Source organism: Candidatus Brocadia sapporoensis, from assembly GCF_001753675.2.
In the GTDB taxonomy this organism is placed as follows: Bacteria; Planctomycetota; Brocadiia; order Brocadiales; family Brocadiaceae; genus Brocadia; species Brocadia sapporoensis.
Genome location: NZ_MJUW02000081.1, coordinates 21,878 through 34,665 on the forward strand (window position 1 = coordinate 21,878; position 12,788 = coordinate 34,665).

At 41.8% G+C, this 12,788-nt stretch carries 9 protein-coding genes; 4 read left to right on the plus strand and 5 right to left on the minus strand.

The window, feature by feature from the left end; genetic code table 11:
• Position 1: 1 nt before the first annotated feature.
• Entirely contained in the window at positions 2-1,663 is a 1,662-nt protein-coding gene (locus BIY37_RS07465) for an alginate export family protein (RefSeq protein WP_070067206.1), read from the minus strand.
• A gap of 1,560 nt (positions 1,664-3,223) precedes the next feature.
• Between BIY37_RS07465 and BIY37_RS07470 the strand changes: the two genes are divergently transcribed.
• Both BIY37_RS07470 and BIY37_RS07475 read left to right on the plus strand, forming a co-directional pair.
• The gene (locus BIY37_RS07470) at positions 3,224-4,408 is read left to right on the plus strand and encodes an SPFH domain-containing protein (RefSeq protein WP_070067207.1); all 1,185 of its coding nucleotides are present in this window, start codon (positions 3,224-3,226) and stop codon (positions 4,406-4,408) included.
• Between the two features lie 46 nt (positions 4,409-4,454).
• Positions 4,455-5,624: an SPFH domain-containing protein gene (locus tag BIY37_RS07475; protein WP_070067208.1), complete on the plus strand. Its 1,170-nt coding sequence runs from the start codon at positions 4,455-4,457 to the stop codon at positions 5,622-5,624.
• A 294-nt stretch (positions 5,625-5,918) separates the two neighbouring features.
• Here the strand turns inward: BIY37_RS07475 and BIY37_RS07480 are convergent, their stop codons facing one another.
• Together BIY37_RS07480 and BIY37_RS07485 are read right to left on the minus strand one after the other, a co-directional pair.
• Positions 5,919-6,713: a formylglycine-generating enzyme family protein gene (locus BIY37_RS07480; protein ID WP_070067209.1), complete on the minus strand. Its 795-nt coding sequence runs from the start codon at positions 6,711-6,713 to the stop codon at positions 5,919-5,921.
• Positions 6,714-6,722: 9 nt separating this feature from the next.
• Positions 6,723-7,811 carry a coiled-coil domain-containing protein gene (locus tag BIY37_RS07485; protein ID WP_070067210.1) on the minus strand — a complete coding sequence of 363 codons (1,089 nt, stop codon included), beginning with the start codon at positions 7,809-7,811 and terminating at the stop codon, positions 6,723-6,725.
• Positions 7,812-8,173: 362 nt separating this feature from the next.
• Between BIY37_RS07485 and serA the strand changes: the two genes are divergently transcribed.
• A complete protein-coding gene (gene serA / locus BIY37_RS07490) occupies positions 8,174-9,754 on the plus strand; it encodes a phosphoglycerate dehydrogenase (protein ID WP_070067211.1) in 1,581 nt (526 codons plus the stop codon).
• A 91-nt stretch (positions 9,755-9,845) separates the two neighbouring features.
• Here serA and BIY37_RS07495 read toward each other — a convergent pair whose 3' ends face one another.
• Positions 9,846-10,565, minus strand: a complete 720-nt coding sequence (locus BIY37_RS07495; protein WP_070067212.1) for a metallophosphoesterase family protein — start codon at positions 10,563-10,565, stop codon at positions 9,846-9,848.
• Positions 10,566-10,600: 35 nt separating this feature from the next.
• A complete protein-coding gene (locus tag BIY37_RS07500; protein ID WP_143299209.1) occupies positions 10,601-11,407 on the minus strand; it encodes an ABC transporter permease subunit in 807 nt (268 codons plus the stop codon).
• Between the two features lie 144 nt (positions 11,408-11,551).
• Between BIY37_RS07500 and BIY37_RS07505 the strand changes: the two genes are divergently transcribed.
• Positions 11,552-12,421, plus strand: coding sequence for a ParB/RepB/Spo0J family partition protein (locus BIY37_RS07505; RefSeq protein WP_070067214.1), 870 nt, complete (start codon positions 11,552-11,554; stop codon positions 12,419-12,421).
• The last annotated feature ends 367 nt before the right edge of the window (positions 12,422-12,788 follow it).

The following is a 12,788-nucleotide window of genomic DNA, read 5'->3' on the forward strand; positions in this document are numbered from 1 at the left end:
CTTAAAAGGTAACCGTAGTTTGTAAATAGAACCAATTTGTATCAAAATCGGCAACATTAGCATTCATCCAGCTCTGTGGATTAAACCATGAATATCCGGCAAGAATACCTACGTTCTTATATAATTGGTAGCTTACCGTCAAATCGACTTCCTGGGCCAAATTAGAACTGCCCGTATCATAACTTCCACGAGGAGTAGCCAACGATCCATTCGCAAGATACCAACCGTCTTTTGCTTCGGCTAACAAATAGTAATGATAATCAACCTGAGCGGTCAACTTATTCGTGGGTTGAATCTTGACATTACCCCTGAAATCGTGCATGTTTTGCCATGAGACTAAATCGATAGCTCCATAATTGTTCTGCCAGTGATTAGTAGGATAGAGATTATCAAATGTTCCATGCGTACTATCAGTAGGATCATCATCACCAGACGAATAATCATATTCAAAACCAAACCTTGGCTTCCAATTCATTTCCTTAAAAGTGTATCCTGCTCTACCAGCAAATGCCCAGGCTCTTTGCGTCATATCGCCGTAGTCGCCAAACTGACCATGAGCTTCCGCGGTGTAATCAATAGCATCAATGTTAGGAATTTTACCATCAATTCTAGCACCAACATCGTGGATTACGACGCCTGGATTATTGTTCGCTCTGACATTTCCCGTTGCAACTAACGTAGAGTTCGTGGAAGAACCATCCTGGTCATTTTTTTGAATATACATAAACTCTAACAACGCACCAGGAACAAGCTTTTTAAGCCCTAACTGGGCGGCGTATACATTTTCGTTGCTATCCCAATTCCCACCAGTCGCACTTTTACCGATAAAACCATTCTCATCTACCCTCGCGGCGAATGCCTCAGCATGGATTTCATCCGTATCCCACATAAATCTGCCACCATCAAACACGCGACCTACATTTGACCATACAAAGTTACCAATAACCCTGTGATCGCCCCAGATAATCTCCTGACGTCCAACCCTTACAGTTAATGGCAAGTCAAAAAGTTTCTTTAAGTCAAAATAACCCTGATGAAGATCAAAAATACTGTTTTCGGTATTACTATAAGCGTACCCAACCGTGGAACCTTCTGCGCCAAACGTCCTTGCATCCTGAAGCTGAATAAATAACCTTAGATGCTCATTTACATCTGCGTCAGCCCAGAGCCTTGTCTGGTTTAACACATAATCATCATCATAGGACGAATAACGATTTGAAATTCCCGTCGCTCCGGGTAGTGTACCATTACTAACGGGCACCTGATAGAGGCCATTTGCATATTCCGCCCTTGTTTTGATCTGTCCACCCAACTTTACTTTTTTGGCAAATTCAGAATATACATTCCCAGCAATATCTTCGGCCTTGAGCGCTGGCTGTGCCTGAGCAGCGGTCTTCATCTCTTCTTTCAAGGTGCTAACCTCATTTTTCAAGGTTTCAACATCATTTTTTGTGGCAGAAGATGATGATGCCACTGTCTTATCTTGCTTTACAGATTCAATCTGATCTGTCAAAGCCGAGACAGATGCCCTTAAGGCATTCAACTCTTTCTCCATCTCTTCTAACGACTTAGCATCTGCTCCAAAAGACTGACTAACAGTCACTGCGCAGAAGACGGCAGCGACAAAACCACCTGTACATGTCTTCCACAATCCATTTCTCATTACATACACCTCCCTAAACAAAGGACAATTGGACTCCAATTTAACAACAGAACTAGCAAGATAAAATTACCAAGCTAAAATAATTTAGAGCAACTTGCCTCCTTTCTCCTCCTCCAGTTATTTTCTTTCTTCTTTACAAATATTACCTTTTCAGCGTTTATTCCTTTACAAAAAACATTTATATAAAATCTAAAACCAGAAAATCGTCTTGCCTACCTTACCAAAATTAATATTTACGTCTCGCTTTAGACTTAATCCGAACTCCACTTTCGTCATCAATTACACTTCGGAAGCCTTCTAATCAAACAACTGAATACTTCTCAACTTGTGCACCCTAAAAAATATTTCAAATCAAACAATCTCTTCATATTACTCTGGCCCTTGCAGGCCAGACTAAGCAAAATTATTCTTTGTCTATACGAATATATTTATCAAAATACCGCTATTTAATAATGCTATGAGCCTTTAACCAATCCAAAAAATTTGTAAAACCCCATTTTTGGTTAAGCCACCACAATCTCTCCCAAAGAGCTAAATCACTCGCACAACCCGCTTAAAATCTGATCAAAACGACAAAAAAAACAAATCGTCCACAACCTCTAAGCTGTCAGATATATTTTTGCGCAGTAAGATAACAAAAAAACAAACCCATGTCAAATAAATATTTTTCAAATAAATATCAACCAACTGATCCGACACAGAATCATAAAGCAAACGACAAGGAATTTGAAGCCTGTGGTTGTAGAGTAAAGGAGTTCGTCGTATTACAGACAAGAAGTCGTCGAAGGACTAACTTGGCATTTAGAAATTTCAAAGTTTTTCGTTGTGCCATTCATTCATCCCGAAATCCACTCACAAGACGGGATTTTGTAATTTCCTCCTTGTATGGATCAGGATGGTTGAAAAGTCATTGGTTTTTCCCTTTTAAAACCCAGCCCAAAGAATTATTAGGCAATTTATCAACACCTTAAGATAGCACACAAATAATGTTCCAAAATGTTTGATTGGTAAGACTATTATAGAAAGCATTGCCTCTTTAATGATTATATTGCATTTAGTTATGCAACAAAAGCAAAAAAAATTGCAGCTATAAATTAGCACGCAACGAACAAGGCGTGATTACAAAAATGCAATCCAGATTGCATTTTGAAATTTTTTATATTTTGCAAGATAAACAGTTGTGCAAAATATTTAACCATATAATTTGTAAAAATCAATGTTGTCCGGTCAGAAATTTGCTGGTACGGTTTTGTCATACCCGAACGCTTTTATCGGGTATCCAGTGAACCCCGAACTTTCTGGATTCCCGCTAAAAACATGCGGGAATGACCTATCGAGAGCAACAAAACAAGACGCGCAAATTTCTAACCGGACAGCACTGTGTAAGAATAAAAATATTTTATTGTAAAGCAAGTCAATAAAACAGTTTTGTAATTTTGTATTTTTTAATTTTTTGTTGACGTTATAAAAATATATTTTTATAATTATCCTCCAAATATAATGAGTAGAAAAAAATCATAATTCTATGCCAACAATTACCTTTGGAAAAAAGAGCAGAATATGGATAAGTCATTCAAACCAAAGATTCAGCATTTTTATATATACAGGAAGATCATTACAACGGTAATTATTATAGGGATAATAATCGGCGGAGTATATGGCGGCAAGGAATTGAGCTGGAAAGAAATTGCTGCTGACGAAGTAGCAGTTATCGTAAACAATCTTACTGGCGGCATAAAGTTAATAAATAGAGCTGGCGCTGTTCTTTATTATCCTTTCATTCAAGATATTTACATACTGGACAAACGAGTACAGATTTTAAAAATGACGGCGGCTGAAATAGATGAAAAACATCCCCAAGGAAACCCTCTCATGGTAAAATCTATAGATGGTGGCGATGTCGTCTTGGATTTGCACATACATTACATGCTAAGGCCGGAATACGCCATACATATTGTCCAAAACACCGGAGTAGGTGACATTTTCAAGCAAAAATGGTTGTATGATTATGCGCGTACCGTCTGTTATTATTGTTACGGTGAATTAACATTAGATGAGTTTCCTATCGCTTCGAAGCGTGATATCAAGGCACAAAATGCACTACAAGAGATCAACAAAATGCTGGAGCCTCACGGTTTCACTGTTACCTCCATAGACTTGTCTGACTACCGCTATTATAGAGAATATGCCGAAAAAATTCAGGAACGAAGATTGGCAGACAAAGAAGTAGAAGAACAAAAAACAAGGGCTTCGGCAGCTATGGAAAATCAACGGAGAGTTGTAGTTGAGGAAACGAAAAAACTAGAAGTTGAGGTGGCAAGGTTTCGCGGTGAATGTGATAAACGCATCATGGATGCAAGAGGCAGTAGTGAGGCGAAAAAACAAGATGCCGACGCCTATCTTATTCGGGCAAGATTTGAGGCAGACGCTGAGTATGAAAGGCTTGCAAAAGATGCGGAGGCAATTCTTGACAATCTAAAGACCGACGCCGAAGGTGTCAGGCTGTTACGCAATGCTTTAGAAGGAGATGGTGGACGTAATTTGGTCAGGCTTGAGTATGCAAAACGCCTAAAACAGGCTATCGTCAGAAGCACACCTATTATTCGGCAGGGCATCGAAACGCCGCAAAGTATACAAAGATTTAAATATATTGAGGATGCGCCTAAGATCGATTATATGTTTCCAGAACCTCCTGATGCGGCATTGGTTAGCCCTTTAAAGCCAGGACCTGACAAGTCACCATAATTAAATTGCGTCATTACATCCCTCATTATTTCATAAAGAGGTAAAAATGCATATAGGCAAGCTGACAACAAAATATCTTATTCCTATCGGTATTTTTGTTTTTATTGTTTTGTTTATCATTGGGATAAAATTCTTTGTCATAAAGGTTGGAGTCGATCAGGTTGGCGTAAGAACAATCATTTGGGGTGTAAAGAGAGGTTTGGCACAAAAGGATTATGGCCCCGGATGGCACAGGGCAATTTCGAGCGTTGACCAGTGGGATCTTTATGATAGCACGGTACAGACACTTGAACTTTCAAAACAAGTTTCTCATCTGGGGCATGACGAGCGGCAGGAAGTAGCAATCAGAACGGCAGATGACTACGATGTCTCCGCAGATATCATCGTTAAATATCAGATCAAAAAGGGACAGGCATGGAATTTACGCCAGGATATCGGTGTTGGTGAACGGTACAAAATAATAGTAGAAAACGAGATACGAGACATTGCCAGAAGTGTACTTGGAAAAATGACGGAACGGGATTTATACAATCCTAACGAAAAGCGAAAAAGAGCTGAAGAATTCAAGGTAGAGCTTACTAATCGACTTTACAGTCAACACGTAGACATTATCGACGTTCTTATTTTGGAAATGAGATTTGACCCACAGCTCGAAAGGAAGATTAAAAACATTAAATTGGCGGAGCTTGATAATGTTTTAAACAAATCAAAGGCGTTAGCCGCTGAGCAAAGAGGTATTACTCAAACTATTGATGCAGATACCGAGGCCGTTGCTCAAAAAATTGCCGGTGACAAAGAACGATCGATTACCGTGCTTGATGCTGAAACCACAAAAAAGACGATCGAACTTCTCGCAGAGGCTGATAAGTATCTGATACAAAAGAAGGCAGAAGGAGATCTTTACAAAGATCAACGCAAGGCAGCGGGGAATCTCCTGATCAAAAAGTCACAGGCTGAGGGAGAAAAACTGCGAAGAGAGGCGATTTCTGGTATAGGTGGCGATATTATTGTCGCGCTAGAGGCTGCCCGCAATATGAACCTTGCTGATTTGAACATTTCTAGCCTGGATATCAATCTCCTTGATGTTGATGATATGGCAACGCGTTTTGGAGTGCCAGATATCAAAGGTAAGCTTCGGGTTGACACGAAGACCTTTAAACAAATCCAGGAAATGCTTAATCAGCCAAAACACACGGATACAACAAAGCCAAATTAGTTACAATTCCTTTATAAGAGCAAGCTAAATGATTTTATACAGTTCATTTTTCTGTTAGCAACATCTTTCAAGTACTCTCCGGCGAAAATTCATTTCCTCAAAAATCTAAAATTATACAAACAAATTACAAAGAACGACATTTTGCCTGCCTGGTGTTAGAACGGAAACGCGAGGTACCTATATTAACCATCGTTTTACTATTGCAAACCAGGCGGTTGCAAATGATGCATTGGGTAGGAGACAGACATGATCGCTTTCTATACCCGATCGTTTTTCATTCAGAAACCAACGCATCTATTTTTTAATTGACTTTACGCAACGAAAGCCAATTTGAGGACTTTGCGCATACCACGGTACGCGGTAGCGTGCAGCACAACGTGCAAAATGCCCAAAGTAAAGAAGTCCTCCTCCACGAATAACCCTTTGAAAACCATCCACCGGACCCGAAGGATTTTTTAACGGAGAACTATAATAATATTTCTGGTCATAGTAATCAGCACACCATTCCCAGACATTTCCCGCCATGTCGTAACACCCATAAGGGCTTTTGCCATTTTCAAATGTTCCCACGGGCTTTGTTTCTCTGGGTCCCGTTTCGCCAGATTCCCACACATTGCATTTCGTTTTATCAAATTTATTGCCCCATGGCCACAAACGCTTATCCGTACCGCGCGCAGCCTTTTCCCATTCGGCTTCTGTTGGCAAACGTTTGCCAGCCCATTGCGCATATGCTGTTGCATCTTCCCAGGTAACTCCGACAACGGGCTGGTTCGGCCGATTAAACCTGACGTCATTCCAGCATCTCGGCTGGCAATGCCCTGTTTCGGATACAAATTTTTGATACTGCTCATTAGTTACCTCATATTTATCAATGTAATATGCGTCAAGATAGACAACATGTTCAGGCCCATCATAAATATTATACGCCAGCATAAAAGTCCAGTTGTAGCGCGTACTATCACCCATCGTAAATTCACCAGCTGGCACCAGCACCATTCCAGGGTATTTTTCTTCACCGGCTGTTAATTCAGTGGCTGAAGAAATACCTAAAAAAAATATCAAAAAGAAAATGATGGAGCAACTTTTCATGAATGCTTTTTAATATCTCCTCTTGGTAACAATTTCATACCGTGCAATTTCGACTGGCGTATAGCCGGAGATGATTTCATTAAAGGTTCTAACCTCACCAATCTTGAACGTTTTAAGAGAAAAATCCTGAGTAAACAAAAGCATTTCCGCAGCATTATAAACCTTGATGACAAATGACGCGATACTTCGGTCTCTACCAGAAAAATTCTTAATTTCACCTTTAATCTGAGAAGATGACCCAAAAGGAGAGAGCGCTACATTCCGAATATAAAATCCGTCGCCCAGTTCTTTAAAACCCTCTTCTTCTGGTGTGACAACACGCTCCCTGACAACCTCCGTAGTTCCCGTTCCATCGGCAACCTTTGCTGTTTCAGTGCCCACAGGCGCCGTCACTTGCTTTGCCTGAGGAGTCTCCGCGGCCACTGCCCCCGAAATAACAACTCCGCCTTTTTCTAGTTTTTTCAATCTCATTTCTAAGTCAGAAATGATTTTAGATTGTCCATCGAAAGATTTCATTGCAGCGTTTAAAGAAGCCATCCCCGTCTTCATGCTGTCTTCAACTGTTGTGATCTTTTTTTCCTGTTCGCCCAATTTATCTGTCACCAACTTACTGAGGTCATCTATTGCCTTTTTAATTGGCTCCAAGGGTCTTTGTGCCTCCTGATATCTTTTCTCAAGCACTGCGGTTTTTATCTCCTGGTCTTCAACCCGTTTTGTCAGGTCCGACAAAAGTTTTTTCAGGACATCAAGGGTCTTACCAAAAGAATCCAGCAGCCCTTTGACATCTGCCACCGACGAGAGCCTCTCTAACCCTGCCAGCCTTGAATCAATAGAATTCAATTTTACTTCATTTCCTTTAATGGTCTTCTCAAACTCCTTTAACGGAGCCATACTGTCGCCAACACTTTTCTGAAGGGAAGTAAATTGCGATGACAGGGTATCCAGATTCTTCATCCAGCCAGAAAGGGCCTTTTGAAAATCATCCAATTCCTTCATTACTTGTTGTCCATCGGCCTGATTATCGGCATTCGTTGTCCTGGAAAATCCAAATAGCATGCCTGCGCTCAATGCAATAAAAAAGAAAAGTAAGCCTTTCATGAATTATGCTCCATTGTAGGAAATATTAAATGGGTATCCGCTTGACTGCAATTCGTACTTTATTGGTACTCTTTGTACTAAAAATACACTTTGTGTTGCGATTGTGGTAACTAAGCATATAACCAGAAAGTGTTATTCTATAGAATGTCGGGTAGTTTAACAAAAAATCATACGTATCGCAAATATTTATCAGTTGCCAATGCGAGAGAGTTTGAATTTGATTTTCTGGGAGAAAATAAGTAACATAGAATTTTTTCCATGACACCAATAAAAATAGTGAACTTTAATCGTTGCGGTCAATGGTTACTATTCCATGACGCATTGGCACATTCTAAAGATATTTGTTTTTGAGAAAGGACGATATGCAGGTTTTAATTGCTGACGAACTTCCTGATATATGCATTGAAATACTTGAAAAAGCGGGACTCAAGGTATCAAACAAGCCCGGTATAAAAACCGATGAACTGAAAACCATTGTAGATTCTTGCGACGGGATTATCCTGCGGAGCGGAACAAAAATCACCGCATCCCTCCTGGAAAGGGCTGACAGACTTAAGGCTATTTGCCGGGCAGGCGTAGGAGTGGATAATGTCGATGTGCCAGCGGCTACCAAAAAAGGCATTGTTGTCATGAACACCCCTGAAGGGAATATCATATCCACGGCTGAACACACTGTGGCCATGATCTTTTCTCTCTCACGTTTTATTCCACAGGCATGCGCCTCGGTAAAAGCGGGCAAATGGGAGAGAAAGAAGTTTACCGGCATTCAAATCGCCGGAAAGACGCTTGGCATTATCGGCTTGGGCAGGGTGGGAAGGCAGGTTGCAAAACGCGCTGCAGCGCTAGAAATGAAGATCGTTGGCTACGATCCTTTCATTTCACCGGAAGTTACCGTTCAATACAGCATCAATATTGCAAAAAATCTTAAAGAATTGCTCTCTCAGGCTGATTACATCACAATGCACATCCCTTTTAACAACCAGACAAAAAACCTTATTACCCACAAGGAATTCCAGATCATGAAGCAGGGAGTTCGTGTTATCAATTGCGCACGGGGAGGCATCATCTCTGAAGAAGACCTTTATCAGGCCATTAAGGACGGCCAGGTTGCAGGGGCCGCCATCGATGTCTTTGACGTGGAACCACCCGTAGGCAACAAGCTCCTTGAGCTAGAACAGGTTATCACGACCCCTCATCTGGGCGCATCCACTGAAGAAGCTCAGTTCGCAGTTGCAGTAGAAGCTGCAGAACAAATGGCAGATGCCCTTACCGGAAAGGGTTACCGAAATGCTGTAAACCTTCCCCCATACAATATCGAGGAATACAATATCCTGAAACCCTATATCCTCCTGGCAGAAAAGATGGGATTGCTCCTCTCCCAGCTTGCCGTTGGCGGAATCAAAGAAGTTGATATTATTTACACGGGGGAAATTACAAAGAAAAATATTTGCCTCGTCACAGACAGCCTTATGGTTGGACTACTCAAGCCTGTCCTTGAATACGGCGTAAATCTGGTCAGCGCACCCCATCTTATAGCAGAACGAGGCATCAAGACCAACATTACCACAAGCAGCGGCGTGAGTGATTTCACGAGCCTCATTACGGCAAAAATCACCACCTCGCAGGGCGAAACCATACTCTCAGGAACTGTCTTTGGCAAAAACGAACCAAGGATTGTTGACATCAATGGCTATGGAATTGAGGCCGTTATTGATAAATATATGCTCATACTCTTCGGGAAGGACAAGCCTGGTTTTATTGGAAACATCGGGCGCATTCTTGGCGAAAAAAATATCAATATTGCCCATATGACCTTTGGCCGGAAGGAAACCGGCGGTAATGCCATTACCATTGTGAATGTGGATGCAAAAATACCGCAGGAATGCCTTCACGAGATTGAACAAATTGACCATATCGAGACGGCCTATTTAATTCAGTTCTGAAACAAGATAGGCATCGTCTGGAAAAAATAGATAGGCTATTCAAACATCTGTAATGAAGGAAAGACTCGAAAAAAAATATGCAAAATAATTCCTAACCCATTAAACGGGAAGCATTTACTTCTGGCAGTCCAGCCTTATAGATTTTGTTCATGGTATCTTGAATATTATATTTAACACGTTTAATTTGCACGGTCTTTTCTTTTTCGTCATAAATTGCATACGAAGCCCTGATGTCCCAGTCACGCGGTTGTCCAACGCTTCCTACATTAACAAGCACTTTATCTGCATTGCTTAAATCAAAAACCCCTCCCTGATCTACATGCAGATTTCCATCTACCAAAAAGATCGCTAACGGCACATGGGTATGCCCATAAAAACAGATTTTGGTTTTCAACAGACTTAAATTTAATTGTGCATCTCTTCCGGTCGTAATGTAATCAAAAAACTCCGGATGATTTAAAGAAGCATGTACAAGTGTGATGTCATTCAGTTCCTCGACCAAAGGCAAGCCTTTCAGGTATTCTGCATATTCATTGGTAAGTTGATGTGTCGTCCAAACAATTGCAGTCCTTGCGTCAGAATGAAAATATCCTGAAGGAAATTTTCCTACTGCCGCATAGTCGTGATTTCCAGCAACGATGGTACAGTCCAAATCGCGCAGTATTTCAATGCATGGTAAAGGTTCGGCTGCATAGCCGACAATGTCACCTGCGCACAATATCTTATCGACCCGCTCTTCCCGCAATTCTTTAACGACAGCCGTTAATGCCTCATAATTGCTATGAACATCTCCAATTATACCATATCTCAACGATACATCCTTTCACAATAACAGTGATGAATCAACTAACGGCATTCCTTTTTCTCAAAAAATTCGATGGCCAACGTAATGACAAAGGCTATATATAACACGGCGTATATCATCAGCAACGATGCCATATACGAATAACTCATGAATTCGACCTTCGCGCCCATCCCAATTGCACCGATGTCCTCAAGGTCTGGTATAAATGCATAGACAAGGGACAGATACCACAGAGACCAATTCGTCACACTTGGAAACAGGTCATGAAAAAAACTCGCCAAATTCCCGACGATATAAATTACCATGCAACAACACAGATTGGAGATCAGATTCAGATAGACAGAGCCGGCAGTCGCGACAGCGCACATGATAGCAACGGGCAAAAAGGAAAATACAAGCTGGAAGACCGTTGGATAGCCTGCCATCGCAAACGATGTCAAAAAACCGATATGCAGATCGAGCGACTCTCTAACACACAACAAAACGGTCAGAAGGGTACCCATTACAATAAATACCGACGAGACAGCGGCCAGTATCCCGAAAAATTTTCCCAGGATAACCGAATGCTTGTCGACCGGTTTGGAAAGCAGCATCACAATGGTACCCTTTTCTATCTCTTTGGATATCGTATTCGCAGCACTCAGTGATGCAAGGAAAAGGCAGCAGACCACAATCGTCGATATCCCCATCTCCCTGATCATCCTCAACTCTTCTCCAAAGGCAAAGAGGGTAAAGAAGAAAGAACACAGGATCAGGAAAATCCCTCCCCCTGCAACAAAACAAAAAAATCCCTGCCTCATCACATCACGCGCAGTGTTTCCGGCTATGGCAAGAATACGTCGACACATAAAAATCTTGCAAATTCAAAAAAATTTCATACACTAAAACCAATGGATGTTCCACGTGGAACATCCGTCGTTCTCACATTAATGCTTATCCTAGCATTCCTACCATGGAAATGCAATGGAAAAGCGAGAGAGGAGCTCGTCGTTATGTCAAAAAAAGAAAAGCTGAGCCGCAGCCTTCAATCACTCCTTGGCGGGGTTATCGGGATAGAAGCTAACGCAGGACAAGACGTTATAATTAAGATCAATCCCGAGGACGTCCAACCCAGCAACCACCAACCGAGACACGTTTTCAACGAAGGCGAGATGGAGGGGCTCGTAGCGTCGGTTAAGAAGCATGGCATTCTGCAACCCGTCATCGTTAAGCCTCTCCCGCACGGTTATATGCTCATTGCAGGAGAACGACGCTGGCGGGCAGCAAGACAACTAGGACTAAAAGAGATCCCCGCCATCGTACGCCATTCCGACGACGTAAACACCCTGGAGATCGCCCTTATAGAAAATATTCAGCGTGAAGATCTCAATCCAATTGAAAAGGCAAAGGGATTCAAGGAGCTTGTAAACAAATTCGGCTTCACCCAGGAGCAGGTTGCAAAAGCAATGGGAAAAGACCGAAGTTCTGTGGCCAACTATCTCCGGCTCCTGGAGTTGCCACAGAAGATACAGGAGGATGTTTCACGTGGAACAATTTCGATGGGACATGCTCGGGCAATTATGGCGTTGCGCGACCATGAAACTCAACAAATGCTTTGTGAACGCATTCTGAAAGAAGGGCTATCAGTTCGAGAGGTAGAAGAAATCGTTTCCATGGAGAAGAACCAAGGAAAACCCAAAAAATTGGTCGGGACAAAAACCACGACCCCGCATATTCAAGATCTGGAAGACCAGTTTCGCAGATTCTTCAGGACAAAGGTGACGATCAGAGAGAGAAATGGCAGAGGGAGTATATCGATTGCATTTCATTCGAACGATGAGTTCGGCAGGATCGCAAATACCTTAGGAATTCGCCTTTCATGAACTTGGAACGAAAAACCCCGGCCTCTGTACTGATTCTTTGGAAAACAATCGATGCAAAAAAAATCATGGAATATATTCGCATTCAGAATAACGAGTAATTGCAGCGGCACGCTCTTTCATGAAGGTATTCAACGATGGTTGAACAAACAACGCGGGGGTACATTGCTGTCTTGCGATTTTCCGTTCGGAAGAAGCACTCGGTATCAAAACCTCATGTTGTCACCACCGATTTTCATACCATTTCTGAGTTGTCGCATCCAGACCGGGGCAAATGAATCTGCTCTTCAACAAATACTATGTGATAAAGGAGCGTAGCAGGCACTATTTTCCAAAAGCGAGTTGGTTCAAGCTAAAAGCATACGACAAG

What these genes read in the sequence shown, in the direction of transcription:
- BIY37_RS07470 (WP_070067207.1), top strand. Translation starts at nt 3,224, where the DNA reads ATGGATAAGTCATTCAAACCAAAGATTCAGCATTTTTATATATACAGG.
- BIY37_RS07475 (WP_070067208.1), top strand. Translation starts at nt 4,455, where the DNA reads ATGCATATAGGCAAGCTGACAACAAAATATCTTATTCCTATCGGTATT.
- BIY37_RS07505 (WP_070067214.1), top strand. Translation starts at nt 11,552, where the DNA reads ATGTCAAAAAAAGAAAAGCTGAGCCGCAGCCTTCAATCACTCCTTGGC.
- BIY37_RS07480 (WP_070067209.1), bottom strand. Translation starts at nt 6,713, where the DNA reads ATGAAAAGTTGCTCCATCATTTTCTTTTTGATATTTTTTTTAGGTATT.
- BIY37_RS07485 (WP_070067210.1), bottom strand. Translation starts at nt 7,811, where the DNA reads ATGAAAGGCTTACTTTTCTTTTTTATTGCATTGAGCGCAGGCATGCTA.
- BIY37_RS07500 (WP_143299209.1), bottom strand. Translation starts at nt 11,407, where the DNA reads ATGTGTCGACGTATTCTTGCCATAGCCGGAAACACTGCGCGTGATGTG.
- serA (WP_070067211.1), top strand. Translation starts at nt 8,174, where the DNA reads ATGCAGGTTTTAATTGCTGACGAACTTCCTGATATATGCATTGAAATA.
- BIY37_RS07465 (WP_070067206.1), bottom strand. Translation starts at nt 1,663, where the DNA reads ATGAGAAATGGATTGTGGAAGACATGTACAGGTGGTTTTGTCGCTGCC.